Source organism: Capnocytophaga sp. oral taxon 878, from assembly GCF_002999135.1.
In the GTDB taxonomy this organism is placed as follows: domain Bacteria; phylum Bacteroidota; class Bacteroidia; order Flavobacteriales; family Flavobacteriaceae; genus Capnocytophaga.
The window spans coordinates 687134-713676 of sequence record NZ_CP027229.1; the positions used below are offsets into that span (position 1 = coordinate 687134).

General features: G+C 31.0%; 23 protein-coding genes. 22 read left to right on the forward strand and 1 reads right to left on the reverse strand.

What is annotated here, in order from left to right; genetic code table 11:
- Positions 1–3 precede the first annotated feature (3 nt).
- The gene (locus tag C4H12_RS03075) at positions 4–873 is read left to right on the forward strand and encodes a CPBP family intramembrane glutamic endopeptidase (protein ID WP_106097623.1); all 870 of its coding nucleotides are present in this window, start codon (positions 4–6) and stop codon (positions 871–873) included.
- Here the strand turns inward: C4H12_RS03075 and C4H12_RS03080 are convergent.
- The gene (locus C4H12_RS03080) at positions 857–1549 is read right to left on the reverse strand and encodes an SAM-dependent methyltransferase (RefSeq protein WP_106097624.1); all 693 of its coding nucleotides are present in this window, start codon (positions 1547–1549) and stop codon (positions 857–859) included. The two genes, C4H12_RS03075 and C4H12_RS03080, sit on opposite strands and share 17 nt — an antisense overlap.
- Before the next feature lie 92 nt (positions 1550–1641).
- Here C4H12_RS03080 and mnmE point away from each other — a divergent pair, with 92 nt between their 5' ends.
- From mnmE to C4H12_RS03180, 21 genes are all read left to right on the forward strand, one after another.
- Complete coding sequence (gene mnmE / locus C4H12_RS03085) at positions 1642–3057, forward strand: tRNA uridine-5-carboxymethylaminomethyl(34) synthesis GTPase MnmE (protein ID WP_106097625.1); 1416 nt, start codon at positions 1642–1644, stop codon at positions 3055–3057.
- Between the two features lie 170 nt (positions 3058–3227).
- Positions 3228–4355, forward strand: a complete 1128-nt coding sequence (locus C4H12_RS03090) for a site-specific integrase (RefSeq protein WP_106097626.1) — start codon at positions 3228–3230, stop codon at positions 4353–4355.
- A 6-nt stretch (positions 4356–4361) separates the two neighbouring features.
- A complete protein-coding gene (locus tag C4H12_RS03095; protein WP_106097627.1) occupies positions 4362–5129 on the forward strand; it encodes a hypothetical protein in 768 nt (255 codons plus the stop codon).
- Between the two features lie 90 nt (positions 5130–5219).
- Positions 5220–5534, forward strand: a complete 315-nt coding sequence (locus C4H12_RS03100) for an AlpA family transcriptional regulator (protein ID WP_254424796.1) — start codon at positions 5220–5222, stop codon at positions 5532–5534.
- Between the two features lie 2 nt (positions 5535–5536).
- Positions 5537–6415 (forward strand): hypothetical protein, encoded by an 879-nt coding sequence (locus C4H12_RS03105; RefSeq protein ID WP_106097628.1) that lies wholly within the window; start codon positions 5537–5539, stop codon positions 6413–6415.
- A 55-nt stretch (positions 6416–6470) separates the two neighbouring features.
- Positions 6471–6839 carry a hypothetical protein gene (locus tag C4H12_RS03110; RefSeq protein WP_254424797.1) on the forward strand — a complete coding sequence of 123 codons (369 nt, stop codon included), beginning with the start codon at positions 6471–6473 and terminating at the stop codon, positions 6837–6839.
- A gap of 11 nt (positions 6840–6850) precedes the next feature.
- On the forward strand, positions 6851–8170 hold the full coding sequence (locus C4H12_RS03115; RefSeq protein WP_106097629.1) for a phage terminase large subunit: 1320 nt from the start codon (positions 6851–6853) through the stop codon (positions 8168–8170).
- 402 nt (positions 8171–8572) lie between these two features.
- Complete coding sequence (locus C4H12_RS03120; RefSeq protein WP_254424798.1) at positions 8573–9715, forward strand: IPT/TIG domain-containing protein; 1143 nt, start codon at positions 8573–8575, stop codon at positions 9713–9715.
- A 20-nt stretch (positions 9716–9735) separates the two neighbouring features.
- A complete protein-coding gene (locus C4H12_RS03125) occupies positions 9736–10488 on the forward strand; it encodes a hypothetical protein (protein ID WP_106097630.1) in 753 nt (250 codons plus the stop codon).
- A 1-nt stretch (position 10489) separates the two neighbouring features.
- Entirely contained in the window at positions 10490–10789 is a 300-nt protein-coding gene (locus C4H12_RS13805) for a DUF4236 domain-containing protein (protein ID WP_254424799.1), read from the forward strand.
- Positions 10790–10876: 87 nt separating this feature from the next.
- Positions 10877–11554, forward strand: a complete 678-nt coding sequence (locus C4H12_RS03130; protein ID WP_254424800.1) for a lipopolysaccharide assembly protein LapB — start codon at positions 10877–10879, stop codon at positions 11552–11554.
- Positions 11555–11628: 74 nt separating this feature from the next.
- A complete protein-coding gene (locus tag C4H12_RS03135; protein WP_106097631.1) occupies positions 11629–13542 on the forward strand; it encodes an AAA family ATPase in 1914 nt (637 codons plus the stop codon).
- Positions 13543–13547: 5 nt separating this feature from the next.
- Entirely contained in the window at positions 13548–14477 is a 930-nt protein-coding gene (locus tag C4H12_RS03140; protein WP_106097632.1) for a hypothetical protein, read from the forward strand.
- A 5-nt stretch (positions 14478–14482) separates the two neighbouring features.
- Entirely contained in the window at positions 14483–16588 is a 2106-nt protein-coding gene (locus C4H12_RS03145; RefSeq protein ID WP_106097633.1) for an AAA family ATPase, read from the forward strand.
- 4 nt (positions 16589–16592) lie between these two features.
- Positions 16593–18485, forward strand: a complete 1893-nt coding sequence (locus C4H12_RS03150; RefSeq protein WP_106097634.1) for an SIR2 family protein — start codon at positions 16593–16595, stop codon at positions 18483–18485.
- A 10-nt stretch (positions 18486–18495) separates the two neighbouring features.
- Positions 18496–19236, forward strand: coding sequence for a hypothetical protein (locus C4H12_RS03155; protein ID WP_106097635.1), 741 nt, complete (start codon positions 18496–18498; stop codon positions 19234–19236).
- A gap of 688 nt (positions 19237–19924) precedes the next feature.
- Entirely contained in the window at positions 19925–21130 is a 1206-nt protein-coding gene (locus C4H12_RS03160) for a hypothetical protein (protein ID WP_106097636.1), read from the forward strand.
- Positions 21131–21224: 94 nt separating this feature from the next.
- Positions 21225–22418, forward strand: coding sequence for a hypothetical protein (locus C4H12_RS03165; RefSeq protein WP_106097637.1), 1194 nt, complete (start codon positions 21225–21227; stop codon positions 22416–22418).
- Between the two features lie 333 nt (positions 22419–22751).
- Positions 22752–23924: an AIR synthase related protein gene (locus tag C4H12_RS03170; RefSeq protein ID WP_106097638.1), complete on the forward strand. Its 1173-nt coding sequence runs from the start codon at positions 22752–22754 to the stop codon at positions 23922–23924.
- Positions 23905–25074 carry a hypothetical protein gene (locus tag C4H12_RS03175; RefSeq protein WP_106097639.1) on the forward strand — a complete coding sequence of 390 codons (1170 nt, stop codon included), beginning with the start codon at positions 23905–23907 and terminating at the stop codon, positions 25072–25074. Before C4H12_RS03170 ends, C4H12_RS03175 begins: the two co-directional genes overlap by 20 nt.
- A 59-nt stretch (positions 25075–25133) precedes the next feature.
- Positions 25134–26492, forward strand: a complete 1359-nt coding sequence (locus C4H12_RS03180) for a peptidylprolyl isomerase (protein WP_106099413.1) — start codon at positions 25134–25136, stop codon at positions 26490–26492.
- Positions 26493–26543: the final 51 nt, after the last annotated feature.

Consider the following 26543-nt stretch of genomic DNA (forward strand, 5'->3'; position numbering starts at 1 on the left):
GCTATGTATTTACAAAACGCACGATTATCACAAAGCCCTAAATGGCTCTATATTATAGTTCCAACCCTGTTCTTCTTGTTTACAGGGTTGAACTTTTTAGTAGCTCAATTATTTGATACAGCTACTATTATTAGATCTGAAATAACTAAAAAGGGAGAACTACAGTTCTTATTTGAGAATTTAGTAGTGTTTGCTATTTTTTTAGGATTATTGTTATTATGGGTGAAGTATGTACATCGCCAACCTTTAGTAGCTCTTATTACTGCTCGAATAAATATTGATTGGAAACGCTTTTGGTTTTCATTTTTACTATGGGGAGGAATAACAGTAGGTATTACTTTGATAGATTACCTATTTATTAGTCCTGAAGATTATATATGGAATTTCAAGTGGTTACCTTTCTTAAAATTATTGTTGATAGTAGTTCTGTTTATACCACTGCAAACAGGCTTTGAAGAGGTCTTTTTTAGAGGTTATTTGCTACAAGCCTTAGGGCTTACTGTAAGCAATAAGTGGTTGCCACTGCTTACCACTTCAGTACTTTTTGGTTTGATGCATATAGCTAACCCTGAAGTAGAAAAGTTAGGTTATACTTTACTGATTTATTATATAGGTACAGGTCTTTTTTTAGGAATTACCACTCTTATGGATGATGGGTTAGAATTAGCACTTGGTTTTCATACAGCCAACAATCTTTTTACAGCCTTATTGGTAACTTCTGATTGGACAGTTTTTCAAGTACCTTCAATATTGCGAGATATATCTGAACCTACTTTAGGTTTGACTATGTGGGTGCCCTTGATAGGGTGCTTCCCATTATTGCTTTACATTTTTGGGAGAAAGTACAAATGGAACATTAACTCCCTAAAATAAAGATAGTAGGGCGTTTTTGTAAGTCAATAGTTTTTTTCTTCCATTGGTGAATAGGCAGGGTTGAAATCTCTTCAGTAGGGAGTGTAATATCACAAGCTATACACAATAAAGTATCAGGTTGAAGGGTACTAGTAAGATCGGTGAGGAGGTTATTATTACGGTAAGGTGTTTCAATAAAAAGCTGAGCCTGACCTTTACGAGCCTTACTCTCTAAATTCTTAAGAGTTTTATATCGCTCTTGTTTTTCAATAGGTAGATAACCATTAAAGGCAAAGTTTTGCCCATTAAGTCCGCTGGACATCATAGCTAATAATAAAGATGAGGGACCCACTAGTGGGATTACCCTCATTTTTTTTTGGTGAGCAATACGTACTATATCAGCACCAGGATCGGCTATACCTGGGCAGCCAGCTTCTGAAATAATACCTATAGAATGCCCTTGTAAACAAGGTGTTAAGAAATGAGCAAAATCAGTTTCGTGATGCTTATTGATAACAGCTATTTGTAGCTCGGCTTGTACTTTATTGGGTGCTATTTGCTTAATAAACTTCCGTGCTGATTTCTCATTCTCCACTACAAAGTATGTGAGAGATTGCACTATGGTAGCCACTTGTGAGGGTAGAACTTCAAGACTACTTTCTCCTAATAAATTTGGTATTAGATATATATTTCCCATTTGTAATTTTATTGTTAGCAGGCGCAAAGATAGGAATTAATACGTGAATATTCAGAAAAAAGTACTATTTTTGTCGCCTAAATCATTTTAAGATGAATAAAATAGTACATACTAATGATACAATAGTAGCTCTTGCCACCGCTATGGGGGTAGGAGCTATTGCTGTAATACGCCTTTCTGGAACTGATGCCATTATTATAGCCAACCGTATTTTTATACCCTATAGCAAACAGCCTCTTACAGAGGCCTCTACACATACCGTACACTTAGGCAGTTTAGGTACTAATAATAAAATAATAGATGAATGTTTAGCTACTATTTTCAAAGGTAAAAAATCATATACAGGAGAGCCTGTAGTAGAGTTTTCCTGCCATGGAAGCCCCTATATAGTACAAGAAGTTATCAAGTTATGTTTGGCTAATGGTTGTAGGCTTGCAGAAGCTGGTGAGTTTACCAAACGCGCTTTCCTTAATGGGAAATTGGCTCTTAACCAAGCAGAAGCTGTTGCTGACCTTATAGCTTCAGACAGTGAGGCTTCGCATAAAGTAGCTTTACAGCAAATGAGAGGAGGTTTTACTTCTGAAATAGAAGAATTAAGACAAGAACTTCTTAACTTTGCTTCTCTTATTGAATTAGAGTTAGACTTTTCTGAGGAAGATGTAGAGTTTGCCTCTCGTGATGCCTTTAAAACACTATTAAGTACTATAAAAACTACTATTGAAAAGTTGCTCCGATCATTTGCTGTAGGTAATGTGCTTAAAAATGGTATACCTGTAGCTATTGTAGGTAAGCCTAATGCAGGTAAATCGACCCTGCTTAATGCGTTACTGAATGAGGAACGCGCTATAGTATCTGATATAGCTGGTACAACTCGTGATACTATTGAAGAAACTATCCATATTGGAGGAGTAGCTTTTCGCTTTATTGACACTGCAGGCATTCGTGATACAAGTGACCAAATAGAGGCTATAGGTGTGCAAAAAGCTAAAGAAAAAATGGAAAAAGCTCAGATTATTCTGTACCTATATAATCGAAAAGAAAATACTGTTGAGGAAGTAAAACAATTTATTAAAGAAAATTATCGTGAAGGAGTACGAATTATTCTTTTGCTTAATAAGGCAGAAGACTTTATAAACACAGGGCTTTCTCCTTTTGAAATGGAACTATTAGAAGAATTTCCTGATAAATATATTGATCGTATCATAGGTATATCGGCACGGTATAAGAAAAACCTTACTGAACTTGAAGCTGCACTTGCCCAATATGCCCAATATATATCTTCTCAAGGAAATGCCTCTATTGTTACTAATATACGTCATTATGAAGCTTTGAATAATGCCTTGCAAGCAATAGAAAAAGTAGAAGAAGGACTTATTAATCATCTATCAGGTGATTTGTTATCTATAGATATACGAGAAGTACTCTATCACTTGGGTAGTATCACAGGAGCAGTGACCAATGATGAACTGTTGGGGAATATATTTTCTCGCTTCTGCATAGGAAAGTAAAGTAGTCAAACAAGAGAAAACAAAATAAAAATAAAGTAAAATAAATCAGTTAGTTATACTGTATTTTAGTACTTTTGTTTTCTCTTGTTTGATTTTATTTTTACGTTTTTTACTGTGTATTTACTTTTTTTTACTACCTTTGCAGTAAAATTTGTAAAGATAGAAATATTATGAAAGTTCATTTAAAAGAAAGACTCTCTAAGAAAACAGGAAAAATATCCTTATATTTGGAGATATATAAAGGATATATCAAAGAAGAAGGAAAGATTAAGCATATTAGGGATTATGAATATTTAGATTATTTCTTGTATGAGAAACCAAAGAATCAAGTAGAGAAACAGCATAATGCTGAACAATTGAAATTTGCAGAAGCTGTAAAAGCGCAAAGAATTTTAGAAATTCAAAATGGAACTTATGGTTTCAATAATCTTCATTTACTAAATGCTAACTTCATAGAGTATTTCCAAAAACTTACAGACGAACGAAAAGAAAGTAACGGAAATTATGGTAATTGGGATAGTGCTCTAAAGCAACTTGTAAAATATGGAGGAAAGATAGTTCCCTTCAAAGATGTTACTACTGAATTTTGTGAAGGCTTTAAGGAGTTTTTATTGACTAATAAAACTAAGACAGGGAAACCTTTGGCTAAAAATTCAGTTATCTCATATCTCAACAAACTCAAAGCCGCTCTTAACCAAGCATTTGATGATAAAATTATTAATGAAAATCCCGCAAAGAGAATTAAGAATATTAAAGCAGATGAATCAAGTAGAGAGTATCTAACAAAAGAAGAAGTTGAAGCTCTTATAGAAACAGATTGTAGGTATGAAATTCTGAAAAGAGCTTTTTTGTTTAGCTGTTTTACAGGTATGCGTTGGTCTGATGTTAATAAATTAACTTGGAAAGATGTACAGAAGTTTGAAAATAGATACAGAATACACTTTACTCAAAAGAAAACAAGAGGTGTTGAGTATTTAGATATACCTGATATTGCTCTTAAATATATGGGAGAAAAAGGAGAGTCTGATGAGAAAGTTTTTGTAGGGCTTAAATATAGTGCTTATATGAATACGGCTTTGGCTCGTTGGGTTCTAAAGGCAGGTATTACTAAAACAATCACTTTTCACTGTGCAAGGCATACATTTGCTACCTTTCTATTGACCAAAGGAGTAGAAATATATACCGTCTCAAAAATGTTAGGACACAGAGAATTGAAAACAACACAGGTTTATGCTAAAATTATTGACCAAAAGAAAAGAGAAGCAGCAAGTATTTTTGATGAGGATTTTAAGAAATAATAAGCTATGGAAAACTATCCACGATTTAGAACTGCAGTAGAACCTTTAAAGAAAAGAGTTCTTGAAATTGAACAGAGCATTTATCCTCGTAGACTTATTGAAGCAGGGGAAGAAAAAATGCTATACGGAACATTTGAGTCGGAATTTCGAAATTTCTATAAGTCTCAACGGAAACAAGGAAAATTTGTTACTAAAATAGAATTTTATAATTCTTTAATTGAAGAACTAAATGATATAGAATCTGGAGTTCTTAAATTTGAAAAAATATATGGGATAAGCAATAGCGCCTTATTAGACTATATTTTTAGTATCAAGCAATTTATAGAAGAGTTAATTCAGCAAGGTGGCAATAAACCTCAACCTGCCAAACGAAAGATAAACTCTAAACTTACCTATAAATGGTTGCTTAAAGAAGACAAAATATATGAATTAAAAAAACTTTTGATAGACTATGAACTAATAGATAGCATAGATTTTCAGAGTTTCAAAGCTATATTTTCTGAAACTCCAATTACTCAAATTAAAAAAGCTATCACTTGGAAAAATGAAAATGTAACTCAACTTATTTACCTCATAATGCAACTAAAGAAGAGTAAAGTTATAGATTCAACTAAAACTAATTTTGATTATAAGCAACTTTACTCTTGTTTTGTGAAGAATAATGATGAAATTTTCACCGAAAAAGCTAAGTCTCTTAAAACAGATATTGAGATAAAGATAAGTGCTGATTTCAAGTTGATTACAGAAGATATAGTAAATAAACTTACAAAGTAATTGTTTACCTTAATGTTTACCTTTCAAAAAGGTATTTAATGATTCTTTCCCTTCCTTTCTAATTTTGCGCCATAATTAAATGAATTAGTTATGACAAATTTAGAATCAATGCAAAGCATAGAAGAGAGATTAGCGAATATTGAAAGAAAACTTGATATTCAAGCCCAAGAAGCTAAAAATATTCTAACTTTAGAAGAGGTGGCTGAATATACACATCTTTCTAAAAGTTATGTCTATAAACTTACAAGTAAAGGAGATATTCCTTATTATAAACCAAATGGAAAGCAACTATATTTCAAGAGAACCGAAATAGATGAATGGCTACTTACTAATAGGAATAAGACTAATCAGGAAATAGAAAGGGAAATAGCTACAAAATCAGTTTTGGCACAAAAACGATTTTAAAAATGATTGATTTTGTAGATATTGAAGCTCCTTTCTCTTATGAAATTTCTTCAGAATCGTATGAGCCTTTCTATTGGAAAGATTTGTGTTTTACACCGAAATTCAAGAAAGGCTTTTTAAATGGTTTTGAAAGTGAATTTAAAGGATTGAAAGTTATTCTGTATGAGGATAAAATACGGATTACAAATTCTTTGCATAAATTCTGCAAAGGAAATAACTATTCTGATTTCACCTTTTCTGAACTTACTGACAGTATCAATATAATAACTAAATATTTAGAGACAGAAGCAAGTCAATTTGTAATTAGGAAATTAGAATATGGCTTCAATATAACTACCCACAAACCAGCAAAAGAATACCTCAACTTATTTGCTGAATATCACAATCGAGAATTTGAAAAAATGAAACATAAGCATATTTTCTATGGAAGAAAATGTGTGATGAGTGAGTATGCTTTAAAAGTTTATGATAAATTCCAACAGGTTAAGATAATGAATAATGTCTTAATCCCAGAAAATACACTTAGAGTTGAATTTTGTTATAATCAGAAAAGAAAGTTGCCTAAAACAATAAGAACTCTCTCTGATTTAGCTGATAATAACAAAATCAGGGATTTGTATAAAGATTTGAAAGATAGCTTCTCAAAGGTTACCTTTAGTGAAGAAGTAGATTTTAGTTCAATGTCTGATGAAGATAGAATGCTTTTTTATGCTTCCTTACATCCTGATTTTATAAAAGTTGAAGAAAAGCTAAATAAAAGCAATACAAAAATAATAAAGTCAAAAATAAGGCAACTAAAGGAAAAATATCTTAGCAATAAGTTTAAGAAGAATTTTGTTAATTTATTGGATAACAAGTATATAGAACTTTATTGCTTATAAGTTATCAAACTTGTAATATAGTAGGAAGATTATAAAAAATAGAAGAAATATGGGTATGCCAAAATCAGACAAGAACACAATAGAAAGGCGGATAAAGTCCATATCCTCAATGCTCATTAATGGTAATAACAGAGAATTTATAGTTCTATATTGTTCTGAAAATTGGAATATAGGAGAAAGGCAAGCAGATAAGTATATCAGCAAGGCAAGAACTCTCATAGAGCAATCAGTAAAGAAGCAAGTAGCTTATGATTATGCTAAAGCAGTTAGAAGATATGAAGAGCTATACAGATTGAGCATAGAGAAAAAGGACTACAAAACCGCCTTGTCAGTGAATAAAGAATTAACTACCCTACAAGGGCTATTTAAAATAGAAGTAGAACATTCAGGTAATATAGAGTTTATCTGTAATATACCTGATTAAAATTAATCGTTATGAGAATAGACTTTTCACTTTATTATCAGCCTAAACCTAAGCAACTAATTGCTCATAAATGCAGAGCAAAGTATATGCTCTTTGGAGGGGCTTTAGGTGGTGGAAAAAGCTATTTCCTTTGTGCAGAGGCTATCAAAAATGCGATGAAATTCAAAGGTAACCGATTAGTACTTGTGAGAAAGGAACTCTCTGTTCTCCGTAGGACTACATTGGTTACCTTCTTTTCTATCTGCCCAAAGGAAATTATTAGGAGCTTTAATCAAACGAGCTTAGAAGTAACCTTCATCAATGATTCAAAGTTGCTGTTTCTTGATGCCAATATAGCCAAAGACCCAATGCTTCAAAAGATAAAAGGTTTAGAGATAGGTTGGTTTGGGATTGATGAAGCTAATGAAGTATCCGTTGAGGTGTATAATATGCTCAAAACTCGTTTGCGTTGGGTGCTGCCCAACAAGCAAAAACCTCGCTATGAAGGGCGATTGACCAGCAATCCTGAACCTTGTTGGCTTATTTCTACTTTCATTCAATCTACCAATCCTGATGAGGTATATATCCAAAGTTTAACTACAGATAACTATGATGAAAACAGTGAGTATGTTATCACTCTAAAGGAAGCCTTTAAGGATAATCCTAAGTTTTTGAGGAAGTATCTTTATGCTGATTGGAGTGCTTTAGATATGATTAATCAGCTTATTCCAAGTGAAGTAATCATAAGTAGTGCTGAACGGATAGAAAATGGTTTAGAAGTTACTTCTATGGGGATTGATGTGGCAAGGTATGGAGATGATAAGACCGTCTTCACAATTCTTAAAAACGGTAATATTGAGCTAATAGAGAGCTATGAACAGACTTCTATAACAGAGATAGTAACACGAACCATACAGCTTATTCACGACTACAATATAGACCCCAATTATGTAGGAATAGATAGCGTGGGAGTGGGTGCTGGTGTAGTTGATAATTTAAAGTCAGCAGGCTATGATGTGATTGAATTACAGGGCGGTTCAAAGCCTGAAGAAAGCCAATATGAAGAAGCCTTTTTACCTTTTAATTTGCGCTCACAAATGTACTATGAATTGCGAAGAGATATGATGAACGGACAAATAGGTAACCTCACTGATGAAACTCTAAAGTTAGAATTGCAGTCTATTCAGTATGAAATCTATTCAGATAAGAAAGTGAAGATTATCAGCAAAGAAGCTATTAAAAAACTCTTAGGTAGAAGCCCTGATTATGCAGATAGTTTAGTATATGCAAATTGGGTAAAGACTTATAGAGGAGGAATTAAATGGTATATGGCTATTAGTGGGGGGCTTTAGTTTTCTTTATTTATTAGATGAGCGAACCTTCAGCGAAGGATAATCGAAGAATAAAAAAATTACAGCTGTTAAAAATTTTGTAATATCACAAAATAATACTACTTTTGTCCCATCATTCTTAAAAAGAAAGTATATAGAACAGAAAAATTATTTTTTAACATAAAGACATATTAGCGTTTAGCTTTTATTTTGTTAGTTTCAAAATCGCCAAATTTTTAAACACTCTACAAAATAATAAGTGAGAACGCTCACGCTTCGGCGTGGGCTGTACTTATTAGAGTGTGGGTGTTTGGCGATACCTGAAACAAATAAGATTAAGTTATACAGTCCCACGCTTTTTTTTTCATATTATTAATCGCTTTTAGGGGCTGAAAAGCATTCAAAAACTATCTTTTTTAGCTTATGAAAGCATTAAAAATCTTCTTGACTTTGTTCTGTATGGGAGTCATTGTGAGCTGTTCTAAAGATGAACCTGCTCCAGTTCCAACAAAAGAACAACCTACACCTCAACAAACTAATTTTCCTACAGTTAAAAACTTCTCTGCACAAGAGGTTATTGTAGGAGATATTATTACCATTGAAGGAGAGAATTTTATTCCTTCACAAACCTACACAATTACTTTTAATGGAGTAAAAGGGACTATCAAAGAAGTAACCTCCAACCATCTAAAAGTAGAAATTCCTGAAGAGGCTACATCTGGAGAAGTTATTCTATCTTCCAATGAAACTTCTAAGAGTATAGGTCGCCTAACTATTCTTCCTAAACCAAGTGTTTTGTATGCTTATGTAGCCTATAGTAAAATTGTAAAATTAGACCTTCAAACAGGTAAAGAATTAGAAACCGTTGCTGAAATAGGTAAGGAATACTTAGGAAGCGGTATTTACTACTTAAACAGTACTAATGAAATTGTAGGCATACAATCAGGAAATTCAGGACATTATTTATTCAAACTTAATGTAACTACAAAAGAAATTGTAAGGTTACCTTGTAATCTTTATGAGAAGCTCATAATAGCTAATAATGAGCCGTATGCTTATGATAGGGGTAATCATAAAATTGTAAAATTAGACCTTCAAACAGGTAAAGAGATAGAAACTATTGCTGAGGTAGGGAATGATTATTTAAGTCATATTCGCTTCTCTAAAAGTACCAATGAGATTATTGGAGAACAAACAAAATATAATGCTGAAACATCAGAGAGAAAGAATAGTCTGTTCAAACTTAATTTGACAACAAAACAGATTGTAAAAGCACCCTTTAATGGATATGAAAGACTTGTAATAGCTAATGATGAGTTGTATGCTTTTGATTGGGGTAATCGTAAAATCGTAAAATTAGATCTATCAACAGGCAAAGAATTAGAGACTATCGTAGAAACAGGAAAAGGGTATTTAGACCATATTCAGTTCTCTAAGAGCACCAACGAGATTATTGGGATACAATCAGGTACTGAAGAAATATTTTTTAAGCTCAAGTTGAAAACCAAACGAATAACAAGAACTCCCACTAAAAACTATGAGAACCTTATAATAGCAAATTATTAATCTTAAATACAATTCATTTTATGAAAGTAGCAAAATATATTTTAGGAATATTATTGATAATAACAGGTTTAGGTGTTATTACTCAAAAAAGCATTATAGCAGGAATTGCTTTTGTAATTCTTGGGGTTGTTCTTTTACCTACAGTTTCTGATAAACTCAAGGAAAATGTGAGTTTTTGGCAAAACAAAATAGTTAGGTATGTTTCTTATATTGTACTATTTACAATAGCAGGAGCTACTGTCCCTAAATCTGCTGAAACATCTTCTTCAAAAGAAGAAAACAAACCTAAAATTGTCATCAAGACAGAAGAAAATACAACAGAGCAAGAACCAGCAACTGCTCAAAAAGAAGAACCTCTAATAAAGTATGAAATTCAAGAAGATTTGACTACTGTTATTCATTATGACAAAGCTCCTTCTTACTTCGTTTTGATAGACAAAGTCAATCTGAAAAATGATAGTTTTGTAACTGAAATAGAAAGAGTTATAAATAAGATTGTTTCAGAAAAAGGAGGAAAAATTACTATTGATTTTTTTGACAATAAAAAAGCATTAGAGCTTTATTACAATAGTAATTATGGAATAAATATAGGAGAGTTATTAAATAAGTCGGAAAATAACTTATTAGCTCAACATAGTATAGCATCTTTTTCAGGAGAAAATAGTGCAGATATGCATTATAATACGTTGTATATCTTTCCTGCTGCTTCTAAAGACAATCCTAATGTAGGAAAGTATGTTAAAACAAAAGAGTTCAATCCTAATGTAAAATAATATGGGGTTTCGTTTTCGTAGAAGTCAATCATTCGGAGCTTTCAGACTCAATTTTAGCACATCAGGAGTTGGAATGAGTGTAGGAGCTGGCGGTTTCAGATTGGGACTAAGTAGCAATGGACAGCTATATAACACTATCAATATTCCTAATACAGGGCTTACTTATCACTCTAACCTATTAAGAAGTAGAAACACATCGCAATCGTCAAACTCCTATCAGCAAGGAATAAACCTATTAGGCTTTTCTATTGATGAAAACAAGTATGGTAATAGCGATGGTTGTTTGACCTTTCTCCTTTAGTTTATAGCTATCTGTTTGATTCCTTTTGTAATAGGAGTGATAATGATTTTCTTCTTAGTTAGAAGGTCTCGTTCTCCTAAGAAGGTTGTGAAAGCTCATCTTGAAACGGCTATTTCTAATTTTTATAAGGGAGATTTTGAAGGAGCTGTTGCTACATTAGATACCGCTCTCTATAAAGTACCTTTAAGTCCGTATGAATCTGATATAGTAGATTTGAAAGGAGTTTGTTTGTATTATTTAGGGCGGTATGCAGAGTCAAGCGATTGCTTTGGTAAGGCTTTGAGGTTAAATCCAAGTTCTGAAAGGCTAAAGCTCCTTTATGTAGAAACGCTTATTCTGAAGGATGATAAGACTGATTGTCCTAAAATCATTGAGCTATACGAAGATTTGCTTTCTCGCAAATATGATGAAAGACAAGTACTATTGACAGGGAATTGTTACTACCTTTGTGAGAACTATGATAAGGCAATTTCGTACTTTCAGAAGATACCTAAAAACAGTGATTTATTCCTAAAAGCATTGCAAGGTATAGCTAATAGTTTCATAGGTAAGAATCAAATAGATTTAGCTATAGAACCCCTTAAAAAAGCACCTTTGCGTACTTCTAATCCTGATGATGATTTGATAGACATTATGTTTCTATTAGGCAATCTCTATGAAGAAAAAGGAGAGAAGGAGCAGGCAAAGCAACTCTATCAAAAAGTCTATACACACAGCATAGAGTATAAGGATGTAGCACAACGGTTACAAGAGTTAGACACTTAGAACAAAAGGCAAGCTGAAAGGCTTGCTTTTTTGTTGAATAATAACTACTTTTGTCAAAATTTTTTGCAAATGAAATGATAGCAAGCATTTATATAAAAGAACATAGTTATTTAACAGATAAACCTTTAACCCTAAATTTTGGAGGAGAATATTTGTATTCATTTGAAGAAATAGGTAAAAGTTTAATTATTTCTCGTGAGAAAAATGAGAAATATATACCGAACTTCTTCAACATTTCAGAAAGTGGTTCTAAAATAGAACTCCTAAGTGCTATTGTTGGAGAAAACGGAGTTGGGAAGTCTTCTATTTTAGATATAATTAGAAGTATCTTTTCTAAATCATATGGCTTTACACATAATGAGGCAGTCGTTTTAGCAGAAATTGAAGGAAAGACAAAGGTATTATACTCTAATACATCCTTTAAATACTATTTAAAAGAATCTGACAAAGAAATAGAAAAAGTAAATGAAAGTGAGTCTTATCAGTCTATTTATTATTCCCCTCATTTTGATTTAAAATATAACCCAAACTATTATGAATTAGATAAATATGATATATCTTTGGATGAATATATAAAAGAGGATTTAGATGAAATTGATAGAAAAGGTACTAATGGGCAGGGGTGGAAGTATAAGCTACACCAAGAGTTGAAATTCAAAAATACTCTTAGAATAATTGAATTTATGGACTCTATACCTTTTAAAAAAATTTCAGAACATTTTAAATTATCAGGATATGATAAAGTAGATTTAATATTTAGAGACCTTTTATCTGATAATAATTCTTGGAATACACCTTCACAATTTAGAAATATTATAACTCAAATTAAAGAAAAATTAGAAGAGGAGGGAGAAGATAGGCATAAAATACGGATTTTTGATAAAAATAATAATGTAACAAATCAAGATAAGGTTAATAAATATCTTTTAAGAAATTTTATTATACGGGCTATATTATCAATAATATGTAGAATGTTAGAAGAAGATGCTGGAAATTTTTATTTAGAGGAAGGAGAAGTTGAAGAAGAAGAGTTATTTACTAATAAAAAAAATAGTGCAGAAGAATTATTCTTACTCTTTCTTAAAAACGCTTATACTAATGTAGGTAAAAAAAAGAAAATTTTTGATGAAAATTTATATTATCAACTATTTGATGAAATAGATAAAGTTTTATTGCCTATATCAAATCCAAGAGATGTTACTAACCAAACACTCCACACCAAACTTAAAGATATAGAACCAATTATTAAGTTACATAGAGAGTGTGTAAAAAAATTAGTAACCTATTTTGATAAAGATGAAGATAAGAATTTAAATCTATATGAATTTATAAGCATTAATGTTTATAGAAATATGAGCTCTGGTGAGTTTGCTATACTAAACTTCTTTTCAAAGTTATACTTTTTTCTTAAAAACAAACCAGCTACATTACTTGACAAAAAGAACTTTATTCTTTTATTAGATGAAGCGGATTTAGGGTTACATCCTATGTGGAAGAAAAGGTTTATTGATACTATACTGCAGTCTGTTCCTTATTTTTTTGAAGGACTAAACTCTAAACCTAACTTGCAAATTATCTTAACAACTCACGACCCCTTAACCTTGTCTGATATTCCCAAGCATAATGTAATATTTTTAAAGAAAGCAAAAGAGGAGAAATGTCAAATTTCATCAAGGGTTCAAAAAACATTTGGAGCTAACATAACAGACTTATTAGCTGATTCATTTTTCATACAAGATGGACTAATAGGCGATTTTGCTAAAAGCAAGATAAAAGAAGTAATTGATTGGATTAATGATATTAAGAGTAAACGTAAAGTACTTTTAGAAGAAGAACTTGAGTATTGTAAAGATGTAATTGAGTTGATTGATGAAAGAGTAATTAAGTTAAAACTCTCAGAGATGATAACTGAGCTACTACCTGATAATACATTTTATAATGATATGATAGACAAAGAAATTGAAAAATTACAGAATCAAAAAAAATAATAACAATGATACCAATAGACATTACTAAGGCTAATATAATAGAAGCAAGGGAACATCATTATCGTATAATGAGATATATTATCTTGAAAAAAATAAAAGGTAACCAATTTAAAGAAAAACCTCCTTTAAAAAATATGAAGATACAATATATAAGTAGGGTTAGTGATAGTATTAAAAAATATTTTGAAGATGAAGATAATTTAAAAAGAGTTTTGATAGGACTACCTACTGAATTAGATAGTATAAAGTCTAAATTTCGTAAAGATGAAGGTATTAGAAAAATTTTTCATTATGATAATTGGTTAAGCTATGATAAGTATAATGCTTATGATTTAGCTAAAAAATTAGATATTCCAACTTGTCCTTATTGTAATCGTACTTACACGAAAACTGTTATAACCCAAAAAGGAGAAAAAATAATTCGTCCTGAATTTGACCATTGGTTTCCTAAAAGTGAATATCCCTTATTAGCATTATCTTTTTACAATTTAATTCCAAGTTGTCATATTTGTAATAGTAATGTAAAAGGGGGAAAAAAAACTGATTTAAAATATCATTTTCATCCATATAATCCTATAAATAATTTCAATCCAATATTTAGCTATGAACTAAAGGATTATGATAGTTATAAAATTAAAATTGGTTTCAGAGGAGAGTTTGATGAGAAAGAAAAATTTGAAAAGTCATTAAAATTATTTGAGTTAGAAAATATCTATCAGGCTCACGAGGACGAAGTGAAAGATTTAATAAAAATACGTCAAGCCTATTCTGATAAATACATTGATATGCTCAATGATTCTTTAGAGGGGGTAAACCTCAGCAAAGAGGAAGTTTACCGCTTGGCTTTTGGAGTTCATTATGAAGAAGATAAATTTGATAGAAGACCTCTTAGCAAATTGAAAAAAGATATATTAACAGAGTTAGGAATTATTTAAATAGAATGAGTTTTAAATTATTAGCCATCAGACCTCTTAAAGGGTGTAGTGCAAGATTCTTAAAGAACTTAGAAGAAGATAGGATATACAAATTTTATAATGATTACTCTTTTCTTGATGAAAATAATCAAGAAATAGAAGGCGGTGATAAAAAGGTTTCAAAGATAGAATGCAACAACACTGTTCCTGAGAAATTTTACGAAAAATCAGGGTTAGACATACAGATTTCTGCATTAGTAGGAAAGAATGGGAGCGGTAAGAGTAGTTTGTTAGAACTTTTATATGCTTCTTGTTATGTGATTGCCTCAAAAAAAGGAATTTTACCTAATATAGATTCTGTTAGTAAAGAAATAGAAGAAATAGAACCTTCTGAATACCCTACTGAAGGAGATATTAAATTTTTTAAAGAAGTAGAAAAAAACATTCCTATTTCATATCAAAATACAAATATAAAAATTAATTATACAACTGAAAATCAGAAAAGAGAAGCCCTGAATTTTAAGAAAAAACAGATAGAAGATATATATAAGGAACTATATGTTCAGATTTTCTATGAGATAGAGGACGAATACTATCGTATTCTTTTATCTCCGTCTCACTCTAATATAGAAATCTATAATATTAGTAATAACAAAACTATTACTGATTTTAAGTTTTATAACATTGTCATAAATTACTCTATATATGGGCTTAATGAAAATATTTTAGGTGATTGGGTTTCAGATTTATTCCATAAGAACGATGGTTATCAAACACCTATAGTTATCAATCCTTATAGAAGAGAAGGAAATATAGATGTAAATTCAGAATTACACCTTGCACAAACAAGATTAATAACCAATATTCTATTAACTGATAATAAAGCAATTCTCAGCGGTAAAGAAATTGATTCAGTTTGTTTTGAATTAGATACTAATAAGAATAAACCAGAAGAACAGGATATATCAGTTAAAAGTAACTATGGTACTTTTAATAAGGTATACAACGTTCTATATGATAGTAATAACTACTACTTAGAAGAAGGAGAGGAAAAGAAAATTCCTCATTTTAAAGAGTTGATGAATTATGTGCTATGTAAAGTAAAAAAGATTTCAGAAGTCTATAAAGAATATAGAGATATAGCTCCTTTTGAAGGTAATAAAGTTTCTCAAAAGTTCTTAGAAAAACTTGCTGATGATAAAAGTCATATTACTCTAAAATTAAGACAAGTACTTAATATCATACGTTTTAATCTATTAATACAGAATAATGGCTCTAAATGGGAGATGAAAGAGGATGGAGTATTACACTTTAAGCTCAAAATAGATGACTTTATAAAAAGGATTAAAGAAGTTAATGCTTCTAATCTTAAAAAAGATGAGTTAATTCCTATTGGTTGCTATCGTTTTATTATTAATGTAAAAAATGATACAAATAACAATGATTCAGTATCAAATATAAATGTACTGAGTTCAGGAGAACAACATTTACTACATACAATGCCGTCTGTATTGTATCATATACTCAATGTTAATTCTGTACATAGTTCAGAAGTGGAAAAAATAAAATATGAGTATATCAATATTATTTTTGATGAAATAGAGCTTTATTTTCACCCTGAATACCAAAGAAGATTTGTATTTGAACTTTTGGAACGTCTTGATAGTCTAAAGAAAGGAGGTAATATAGATAACATAAAAGGGATTAACATTCTATTTTGTACCCACTCTCCTTTTATCTTATCAGATATACCAAAAGAAAATGTGCTGTTCTTGGGTGATGAAATGGATTTCAAAACTTTTGGAGCTAATATTACAACATCTTTAGCAAGTTCTTTCTTTATGGAATATCTTATAGGAGAATTTGCTAAAACAAAAATTACTAATATTATTGAGAAGCTAAACAAAATAAGTAATGATAAAGAGAATAACAACGATAAAGAGAATATTTTAAAAACTATAAGGTTAATAGATGAGCCTATATTAAGAAATAAATTAATAGAGATGTACTATGAGAAATTTGTAGAAACAAAAGACAAAGCTTTAAAAAAGGAACAGGAAAAAGAACAGGAAGTGGAAACTCTTGCAAAACGCTTAGGTGTAAATATAGAAATCATTAAACAAAACAAGTAAATCTATGGAGAATATATATAAAGAAAGTCTATTTCAGGCTATAAGTAAAGGAGAAGTGGTTCTTTGGGCAGGAGCTGGCTTGTCTTTGTATGCTGGTTTGCCATCAGGAGTGCAGCTTAGGGAGATTCTATACGAAGGTCTAACTCCTTTAGAAAAAGAAGAAGTTGGAAAAGAATCAGACCTATCTCATTTGGCAGATGAAATTTGTGTGCTTAAAGGAAATAGAAACTATATTGTCCAAACTTTAAAAAGAATTTTTGCAGGGAATTTTTTATCAACAGAAACGCATAAGGTTATTTCTCAAATACCTCATTTCAGAAATATAATAACAACTAACTATGATAGTTTATTTGAGAGAGTATATGATAGTAATAAACTAAATATAATTTTCTCTGATGACCATACTCCGTATATAGATGATAAAAAAGTGAATCTTTTTAAAATACACGGAGATTTATCAGCTCCTAATTCCATAATTATAACAGAGTCAGATTATAATAATTTTTTTAGCAAAGATACAGAACAAAATACAATTTGGAGTGTTATCAAAGGAATAATTGCTACTAAGAGCATTCTATTCATTGGATATAGTTTAGAGGATACCAATGTTGAGGTCGTTTTCAATAAAATAAGAGAGAAAATAGGAGAAAATAGGAAAGAATGTTATTTTGTAGCTCCTAATATATCTACCACCAAGTCAATCAAATTAAATAGAGCAAATATACATCCTATTTCTCTTACAGGAGAAAAACTCTTTGAAGAGCTAATAGAATATCTCAAGAAGAATATCAAAAAAAACTTTGAAAATAAAGATATTTCTTCTGAGATCTATTCTGAGTTTATAGGTAATTTTGGATTGAAATCTGAAATAGAAGTAGATTCTTCAATAGGGAAAAACATTGTAAAAAATCTTACAGGGATAGAAGGTAAGGACACAAAGATTAAAATGACTTTTTCTGTCAGTAGTTCATCCGAAGAAATACATAAGTTAGATGCTTTAATAAATAAAGGTGATATTTCAGGAGAAATAACTATTGATAGAGAAAGTTTAACTGCATTCAATATTAATATAAATGGTATTAATTTTAGAGATATTGATGATGTTAAAAATCTAAAGATTGTTCCACAAGCTTTTTTTGATAAGCAAGTAGATATTATTTTTGAAAATGGGAAAGAATTTAATGATGTAGAGATAAAAATTTTTTCATTAAGTCAGATTGATACAAAACTAAGGGTAATAACTCAGCTCTATGGTAGTGAATTAGAAATTGTAACATCTCCATTGGTAAATGATGAATCAGAAGCACTATTTACTTATACAATATCAGAAAAAATTGATAATGTTTCTAAACAAATAGCTTTTTTTGAATTAATTGAATGTTTTTCAGAAGGACAATCGTTTTCTGTTTATATAGAGGGAGAGAGAGTTTTTGATTCAAAAAGAATTTTTAAAGGACAATCATTAGAAGGGTTAAATCCTATTTACAAAAAGAATAATGCCTATTTAACATATTTTGAAAGTTTAAAGAAAATTGAAAGATTAGGCAATCTTCGCTTCTCCAGAATTAATATTGAAGATGTTACTTTTCAGAATTATAAGCTATTACTCATAGTTATTGCAAAATTTGAGAATAATTTTATTGAGGAAATAAATCCTAAAGTTTCTCTAAACCCAGAGTGTTTTGATTATACAGAACATAAAGAAGATTTTAATTTATGTTTTACTAATAACTCAGAAGATATAGTTGTACATAATCAAACTTTTAAGATGGGAGAAATAACAAAACAAATATCAGATGCTTTTATTTCAAATTATGAAGAAATAATAAATGATAGAACAATATCTCCTATTGTTGAAAGTCGCTCTAAAAGAGCTATAATAACATTTAATAATTAAACACAAAGATATGAAAACAGCATATATAAAAGAAACAGGAGAATATATATCAGTTCAACAATATAAAGATGAATTACATCGTTTTAAAATATATTGCCCTGAGTGTTGTGAAGCTCCTGTTCACATTGTAAGACAACAAAAGAAAACTTTTTTTAGGGTGAATAATAAAGAAAACCATTCAGAAGGTTGTTCTTTCTATGAAGAACTTATATCTAATGAAGAGGTTATAAGACTTATAGAGAGTAAAAAGGAAGTAGATGAAGAACGATTAAAGTTTCTAATAGAGATGAATATGAGAAATGCTTTAAACTTACTTCGTAAACAAAATAATGAATCTCTAATAAGTAAACAAGAAATAAATAATAAACCTAAAAAATCTATAAATAACAAAAATAGAGTTCAAGAAGTAAATACTATAAAGAGAGTTCATATATCTAACTTGTTAAAAAACAGGCTTGAATATCAAGATAAGTATATTGTTATCTATGGTAAAGCTGAAATTGAAGAAACTGAAGTTGAAGAAAGAGAAAATAGTAAGACAAAAGAGAAGTTTAAGGCAAAATCTCTTATATTCAAGGGAAATGATGAACGTATTTTCAGAATAAATTTGACAGGAGATAAGAAAACAAAAGAAAAATTTAATTTTGGAAAAGGAGATACTTATAGTTTTGTTGTTTTTGGACTTTTCAATGGTAAATATTTAAGTTTAGAAATTAATAATTTCAGTCATTTTCAATATTTTAAGGGTTAATTCTATTTATTCATATTGATAGACTTTGAATATCTCATTATATAAAAATTAGGAGCCTCCTACAAATATCTAATCATCTTTATAATGACAACTATTCTATAAAATACAAGATTCTTAGCTTATTGAAAAAAATTAGAGTTACTTTATCATTAACAACTTTTTCTTCTTTCCTTAAAGTTCTAAGTTTATAATATAACACAAAAATTTTGTTAGAATACAAAGAACACGTACCTTTGCACAGAGATGAAAACCACTTTTTTTAAAAGCTCAAAAACAAAGTATTTTTGACCTTATTTGACCTTAATTTCTTTATTTTGGTTGCGTTTTTACATTTTTTTACTTCAAAAAATGATATAATTAATTAATAAACAGATATTTAGTAGATAAACTTCATATTCTGTATAGGTAAATAATAATACTATTTTTATATAAAACAAAGGCTGTCTTGAAGTAACATTTATTGGATAGCCTTTTTTATTTTTTCTTAATGAGAGAGTTTTCTGTGTTCATAGAAGAAAGCAGAAAATGCCTAAAATTTTCTTCACTTTTATCTTTTTCTTTCCAAAAAAACTTCTCCTTTAAAAGAAACTCGAAGGTAGAGGGCTAAAAGCTACTCTGAAAAATTTAATTAATAAGTTTGTTAATTAACAAATTATTTGTACCTTTGTGTCCATAATAATGAATATTTATGAAAGCCAAACCATCTGCTAAAGAATCTGCTAAAAAGATTTTTATTTTTGTAGCCATTATATTGGTGTGCTCTTTTGTTTTCTTGGCTATAGAACAAGGCTATCTTGGTCTTTTCCTCTTTTTTTTAGCTATAGCTATTAGTGTAGTACTTACCTTTTTATATTTCATATATTTTAGTTTCTTCTATCGATGGGCGCGATGGGGGTTGGCAGTAGTAACGGTTATAACTGCTGCCTTTTTAATAAGAATCTACTGGAACGAAATTGAATCGCGAGCAATAGACTATTATTCGGATATTACTCTTCCTAATAAGTATAAAAACTATAAATATCTTGAAGAAATAGCACATTATGCTGAAAATGGTAAAACTATTAGTTATCTTTCGGAACGTGAAAAAGGCTTTTATAGCCTTGTGTTCTTGAATGATAAGAATGAACTTATATACTCAAGAGATAAGGGAGGTGAAGAATACTTACTGAAATACAATACTCAGGGTAATATTATTGATAGCCTTACAATTCGTACTAATTATGAGCGGGCTACATTTGTAGGGAATTATTTTTTGAACATTAATAATAATTACTATAATACTTGGGCTATAGATGGCGATACCCTTTCTAAACCTATTACTTACCTAAAAGAGACTGATGATTGGGATACACCTAAGCGTAAGGAATTTTTAGAAAAAACATTAAACACTGCAGATTATTTGTATCTTACCGAAATTAATAAATATACGAATACTAATGATAGTATTCAATCGGCAAAGGATGGTGCTAAAGTCTTTTTCCAGAAAAATAACCAATGGATGTATTTTTATATACCTATTGAAGCTCTTGATTATTACGAAGAAGATTATTATGGGGGTAAAATACTTTCCAAAGGTAAAAACATAGATCTTATAGAAAGTTTTTATAAAAAGGCAACAGTAAAGGAAACGCATAAACGTGGTATGATACGCCCTAAATATGTAAGTTATAAAGGCTATTTATATACAGATGTAGTTGTAGATAATGTGACTTTCCATATAAAGGAATATAGGGGGTATTATGCTTATGATTACATTATGAAAGAAACTACATCCTATTTTAGTAATAAAACTGAAAGTTTAGAAGATTTTTCGGGGATTAGAATTTATAGTAACAAAAATCTTCAGTACAAACTATTTACTAATGTTGAAAAAAGAATGTACATTATTAAATAGAGAGTATATAGGAGTTATTTTTAGCTTTATTTCTTTATGAAATAGCTTTAATGTATATAAAAACAATATTCAAAAAACTTTAATATCAATTATAATGAGTACAAAACCAAATCCTGAAAAACCAGCTAAAGTGGTTTTTTTTATCATATCGGTTATAATGCTAATTTCTGGACTAATGTTTGTTGTTGAGGGTGGATTGGGAGCCATTCTTATTTTTATTTTAGCAATAGGAGTTAGTATTGTTATAGCATTTTTATTTTTTACTTACTTTAGTGTGTATTACAAATGGGCCCGTTGGGGGGTGTTTGGACTTCTGGTATTTACAGCTATACTTCTATTTAATTTTTTTCATGATACTATTATAGATTATTATTCGGATATGAGAACTCCGAAGAAATACAAGAACTATAAAGTATTGCTCAGTAGTATACCTTATCATAAACAAGGCAAGACTATTAGCTTTCTTTCTAAACGCGATGGTCCTGGTTATGGTAGTGCGACTAGTATTGTATTCTTGAATGATAAAAATGAGCTTATCTTGGTAGAAGGGGCTGAAAGGCTCTATAAATATGATACTTATGGGGGGCTTATAGCTGAATACTACATTAGGGAAGGATATTACGCAAATGATATGATGAAGAGTTGTTACTTTGACACGCGTAATAACAAATACCTTACTTGGGCTATTGATGGTGATACTGTACCAAAACCTATAACTTTTTTAAAAGAATCGGCAGAGTGGAATGATAGTGAAAGTGAAGCTTTTTTTGAAGAAATGAAACAAACAACTGATGCTTTTTTTATTGAAAATGAAGGCTATATATACAGGAAAGAACCTGAGAATAGGCAGTTAAATGACTTGAAGGTTATTTTTAGCAAAGACAATGAGTGGTACTATTTTTTTCTTCCTTTTAACAGAAAATATGAAGAACGTGATGAAGATGGTTTTCTGCGAGGTCTTATTTCCAAAAATAGAGTAAAAAGCTTTATGAATTTTGAAGAAGGGAAGTTCACCAAACGTGAAAGTGAACAAAGTGAAGCTATACAACCGCAATATACGAGCTATGATAACAAAGATTTTTACTATGATTTGGTAATAGATGGGGTTACGTTTAATATAAAAGATTATAGAGAAAGAAACTCTAACCTAAAATTGCTTACAACTTATTTCAGTACTCCGACAGAAACTATGGAGGTTTTTGCTCACCTGAAGCTGTATAGTAATAAGAATTTGCACTATAAACTATTTAATGATAGGGGCAGAACTTACATTATTAAAAATGAATAGTTGAATGGCAATGCTTTGTTGATTATTAGGGATATACATTTACTGATAGAAAATAGATAAGAGACTGTTTTTGATACATTTTTTAGATGTTGAGAAAACAGTTTTTTGTTTTATATGGGGAGTTGTGGATAACATACTTGGCTGGCTGACTATCCTTCGTTTATAGTTCGTTTATCCTTCGTTCATCGTTCGTTCAGTTTAGGGGAGGGTTGTAAGATGGTTAGATGTATAGGCTGGCTTGGTGTATTTTTTATTTGTTTTGTTGTAAAGATAGGTAAGCTTCTTGCTAATTAAAAATAATTTTGTACTTTTGCCATCTCATACTATAATACTATGGAAGTAAGCAAACGTTATGCACAGCGCGGTGTATCGGCTGCGAAAGATGAAGTGCATAAAGCTATTAAAAATATTAATAAAGGATTGTTTCCGAAATCCTTCTGCAAAATAGTGCCGGATTATCTTACGAATGATGATGCGTATTGCCTTGTAATGCATGCGGATGGTGCTGGTACTAAATCGGCATTAGCGTATATGTACTGGAAGGAGACGGGTGACCTAAGTGTATGGAAGGGGATTGCACAAGATGCTCTTATTATGAATATTGACGACCTGCTATGTGTGGGGGCTGTGGATAATATAATGCTTTCGTCTACTATTGGGCGTAATAAGAATCTTATTCCTGGTGAGGTTATTTCGGCTATTATTAATGGAACGGAAGAGTTACTTGCTGAACTTTCAACTTTTGGGGTACATATCCACTCGACAGGAGGGGAAACGGCTGATGTAGGTGATTTGGTGCGTACTATTATTGTTGATTCGACAGTTACGGCACGTATGCCACGCCATAAGGTGATTGATAATGCTAATATTAAGGCAGGTAATGTAATAGTAGGGTTGGCGTCATACGGGCAAGCTACTTATGAGAAGGAATACAATGGAGGTATGGGTAGTAATGGGCTTACATCGGCACGCCACGATGTGTTTGCTAAGATTTTGGCAAGTAAATACCCCGAGAGTTATGATGCTGCTGTGCCTGATGAGCTGGTATATGCAGGTACTAAAAAACTTACTGATAGGGTAGAGGGTAGCCCCTTGAATGCAGGAAAATTGGTGCTATCACCTACGCGTACTTATGCTCCTATCATTAAAAAAATATTAGAAAAATACGATAATAGCCAGATACACGGAATGGTACATTGCAGTGGAGGGGCTCAAACTAAAATATTACATTTTGTAGAGAACCTTCATATTATAAAGGACAATCTGTTTAGTGTGCCGCCTCTTTTTAAGTTGATACAAGAAGAATCGGGGACGGATTGGAAGGAAATGTATCAAGTATTTAACTGTGGGCATCGTATGGAACTATATGTGGATGAGGATATTGCACAGGATATTATAGCTATTTCTGAATCATTTGGGGTAGAAGCCCAAATAGTGGGTAGGGTAGAGGCTTCGGACAGCAGATGCCTTACTATACAAAGTGAATATGGTACCTTTGAATATTAGAAAAAATATAAAGACTGAAATACGCTGGGGGTTTGCGTACTTTGTTATAGTAGTGTGTTTGGGTATTTTTTTGCGCTCGGCAGCTGTGGTAGATTATCCTTTTGGATTTACTTATCGTTATATAGTGCATGCGCATTCACACTTAGCTATCTTAGGATTTGTATATACACTGCTTTTGGCATTGCTGATACGAACATTTGTTCCTTTTACTGCTGAAATTGAAAAGAAATACAAAAGGCTGTTCTATATAACTCAGTTTTCGGTATTAGGGATGCTTTTTAGTTTTCCTTTTCAGGGGTATGGAGCGGTATCAATCAGTTTTTCATCGGTATTTATTATCTGCAGTTATTATTTTGCGAGATTTTATTTGAAGTATAGTGAGAATAACCCATTTGTGCGTATGGGTATTTTCTATCTTGTATTATCAAGTATAGGAATATGGTTAATGCCAGTAACCATAGTGAAATATGGGAAATTCTCGGATATGTATATGAGTGCTATTGCTTTTTTCTTGCACTTTCAGTACAATGGATGGATGCTGAGTAGCTTAATGGGTTTATTAGTGGAGCGTTATAAATGGGCACAGCTATATCCTAAGTTATTAAAAAATATATTTATACTTTTTCAGGCAGGCATAATAGGTACATTATTTATTTCGTGGGTGGGGTATTTTAGTTATCCTATGTACTATGTAATAGGTGCGATTTCAGTAGGATTATGGCTTGCTGCGCTTATAATAATTGCTTATTTGTACATAAAAGAGAAACAGAAAAGTTACTTAACTACTGTATTTATCAGCTTTTTTATACTAAAAGTATTGGTAATGAGTATGGGAGTTATACCACCACTTACAGAGAAACTTTTTGGAAATACTGATTTGTTGGTGAGTTATTTGCATTTCAACTTTTTAGGAGTGGTAACTATAGGGATGTTACTATTTTTAAGTGAACAGCTTACAATAAAGAGAATATGGGTATATATTTATTTATTGGTTTTTTTGCTTACAGAAAGCCTAATAACCTATAAAGGAGGAGCTATACTGTTTCAGTATCCACTTATAGCTCATTTTCAGGAGTATTTGCTGGCAGCAACAGTTCTTTTTATATTGCCAGCTATAGGGTGGCTAGTAGCTGTGATTAAAAATAAGTGATTATAAAAGCCATTTAGGCATATATTTTGATAGAATTAAAAACGTTAATGACAATATTTATGAATAAAAAAACTATTGGTACAGTCCTTATGATGTTATTATTAGCAACTCCGCTTTTTGCTCAGAACAATCCTGATCGTAAAAAGGTGGAAGGAGTAGCTGCTGTAGTAGGAGATTATTTGATATTGGAATCGGACATTGATAAGGCATATATTGATTTGAATCAGCAGGAAGTAGATACAAAAAATATTACCCGTTGCCAAATGTTGGGCAAGCTGATGGAAGATAAACTTTATGCACACCAAGCAGTGCAAGATAGTATCAAACTTACAGATGCTGAGGTACGTGAGCAAGTAAACCAACGTATTGAATACCTTATAGCTCAGTTAGGTGGTGATATTAAAAAGTTGTTGGAATTCTATCGGAAAGATGATGAACAATCAATGCGAGATGAGCTTTTTAATATCTTGAAGCTGAACCAACTGGCTCAGAGAATGAAACAACAGATTGTAAAAGATGTTGAGGTAACGCCTGAAGAAGTGCGTAACTTCTTTAATGCTATTCCTGCTGAAGAACGTCCGCATTTTGGTACTGAGCTTGAGATTGCTCAAATAGTGGTGAATCCTGTGGCGCCTAAAAGTTCTGTACAGAAAGTAATAGACCAACTGAATGAAATTAAAGAAGATGTAGAGAAAAACGGAATGAGTTTTGCTACTAAAGCAATTCTTTATTCACAAGATCGTGCTACAGGAGGGCAAGAACTTACTTTTAACCGTAACTCTGCTTTTGATAAGGCTTTTAAAGATGTAGCTTTCACTTTACAAGAAGGAGAAATATCAAAACCTTTTGAGTCTAGTTTTGGTTGGCATATTATACAGATGGTAAAGATACGAGGTAAAGAAGTGAGTGTACGTCATATTCTTATAATGCCTGATATACCTGATGAAGCTTTGAATGAAGCAAAAGAGAAAATAGCTAAAATTCGCCAACGTATAATTGATAAAGAACTTACTTTTGATGAAGCGGCGCGTAACTTCTCGGATGAGAAAGAGACTCGTAATGATGGAGGACAACTTATTAACCCTGAAGACCTTTCATCCCGTTTTGAGCTTACACGTATTGAACCTTCATTATATGCACGTATATCAGACTTGAAAGATAATGAAGTATCTGTACCTTTCCTTGATGAGGATAGGACAGGCAAAAAGAGCTATCGTATTTATAAAATTACTAATCGTATTGATGAACATCAAGCTGATTTCACTAAAGATTATGTAAAGATACAAGATTTGGCACTGAAAGAAAAACAGCTTAAAGCTGTTACCAAATGGATGAAAGAACATATTGAAAAAACTTATATAGCAATAAAAGGAGAATACCGTAACTGTAAGTTTGAAAATAATTGGTTGAAAAAGTGATAATTGAGATATAGAGAGCGCAAGAGTATAAAAATATTTTTCTTGAAAAAT

Excerpts from the sequence above, each read along its gene's own strand:
- C4H12_RS03090 (WP_106097626.1), top strand. The coding sequence starts at position 3,228 with ATGAAAGTTCATTTAAAAGAAAGACTCTCTAAGAAAACAGGAAAAATA.
- C4H12_RS03165 (WP_106097637.1), top strand. The coding sequence starts at position 21,225 with ATGAGTACAAAACCAAATCCTGAAAAACCAGCTAAAGTGGTTTTTTTT.
- C4H12_RS03080 (WP_106097624.1), bottom strand. The coding sequence starts at position 1,549 with ATGGGAAATATATATCTAATACCAAATTTATTAGGAGAAAGTAGTCTT.
- C4H12_RS03100 (WP_254424796.1), top strand. The coding sequence starts at position 5,220 with ATGACAAATTTAGAATCAATGCAAAGCATAGAAGAGAGATTAGCGAAT.
- C4H12_RS03150 (WP_106097634.1), top strand. The coding sequence starts at position 16,593 with ATGGAGAATATATATAAAGAAAGTCTATTTCAGGCTATAAGTAAAGGA.
- C4H12_RS03160 (WP_106097636.1), top strand. The coding sequence starts at position 19,925 with ATGAAAGCCAAACCATCTGCTAAAGAATCTGCTAAAAAGATTTTTATT.
- C4H12_RS03140 (WP_106097632.1), top strand. The coding sequence starts at position 13,548 with ATGATACCAATAGACATTACTAAGGCTAATATAATAGAAGCAAGGGAA.
- C4H12_RS03170 (WP_106097638.1), top strand. The coding sequence starts at position 22,752 with ATGGAAGTAAGCAAACGTTATGCACAGCGCGGTGTATCGGCTGCGAAA.
- C4H12_RS13805 (WP_254424799.1), top strand. The coding sequence starts at position 10,490 with ATGGGGTTTCGTTTTCGTAGAAGTCAATCATTCGGAGCTTTCAGACTC.
- C4H12_RS03175 (WP_106097639.1), top strand. The coding sequence starts at position 23,905 with ATGGTACCTTTGAATATTAGAAAAAATATAAAGACTGAAATACGCTGG.
- C4H12_RS03155 (WP_106097635.1), top strand. The coding sequence starts at position 18,496 with ATGAAAACAGCATATATAAAAGAAACAGGAGAATATATATCAGTTCAA.
- mnmE (WP_106097625.1), top strand. The coding sequence starts at position 1,642 with ATGAATAAAATAGTACATACTAATGATACAATAGTAGCTCTTGCCACC.
- C4H12_RS03110 (WP_254424797.1), top strand. The coding sequence starts at position 6,471 with ATGCCAAAATCAGACAAGAACACAATAGAAAGGCGGATAAAGTCCATA.
- C4H12_RS03095 (WP_106097627.1), top strand. The coding sequence starts at position 4,362 with ATGGAAAACTATCCACGATTTAGAACTGCAGTAGAACCTTTAAAGAAA.
- C4H12_RS03115 (WP_106097629.1), top strand. The coding sequence starts at position 6,851 with ATGAGAATAGACTTTTCACTTTATTATCAGCCTAAACCTAAGCAACTA.
- C4H12_RS03105 (WP_106097628.1), top strand. The coding sequence starts at position 5,537 with ATGATTGATTTTGTAGATATTGAAGCTCCTTTCTCTTATGAAATTTCT.
- C4H12_RS03075 (WP_106097623.1), top strand. The coding sequence starts at position 4 with ATGTATTTACAAAACGCACGATTATCACAAAGCCCTAAATGGCTCTAT.
- C4H12_RS03120 (WP_254424798.1), top strand. The coding sequence starts at position 8,573 with ATGAAAGCATTAAAAATCTTCTTGACTTTGTTCTGTATGGGAGTCATT.
- C4H12_RS03145 (WP_106097633.1), top strand. The coding sequence starts at position 14,483 with ATGAGTTTTAAATTATTAGCCATCAGACCTCTTAAAGGGTGTAGTGCA.
- C4H12_RS03135 (WP_106097631.1), top strand. The coding sequence starts at position 11,629 with ATGATAGCAAGCATTTATATAAAAGAACATAGTTATTTAACAGATAAA.
- C4H12_RS03180 (WP_106099413.1), top strand. The coding sequence starts at position 25,134 with ATGAATAAAAAAACTATTGGTACAGTCCTTATGATGTTATTATTAGCA.
- C4H12_RS03125 (WP_106097630.1), top strand. The coding sequence starts at position 9,736 with ATGAAAGTAGCAAAATATATTTTAGGAATATTATTGATAATAACAGGT.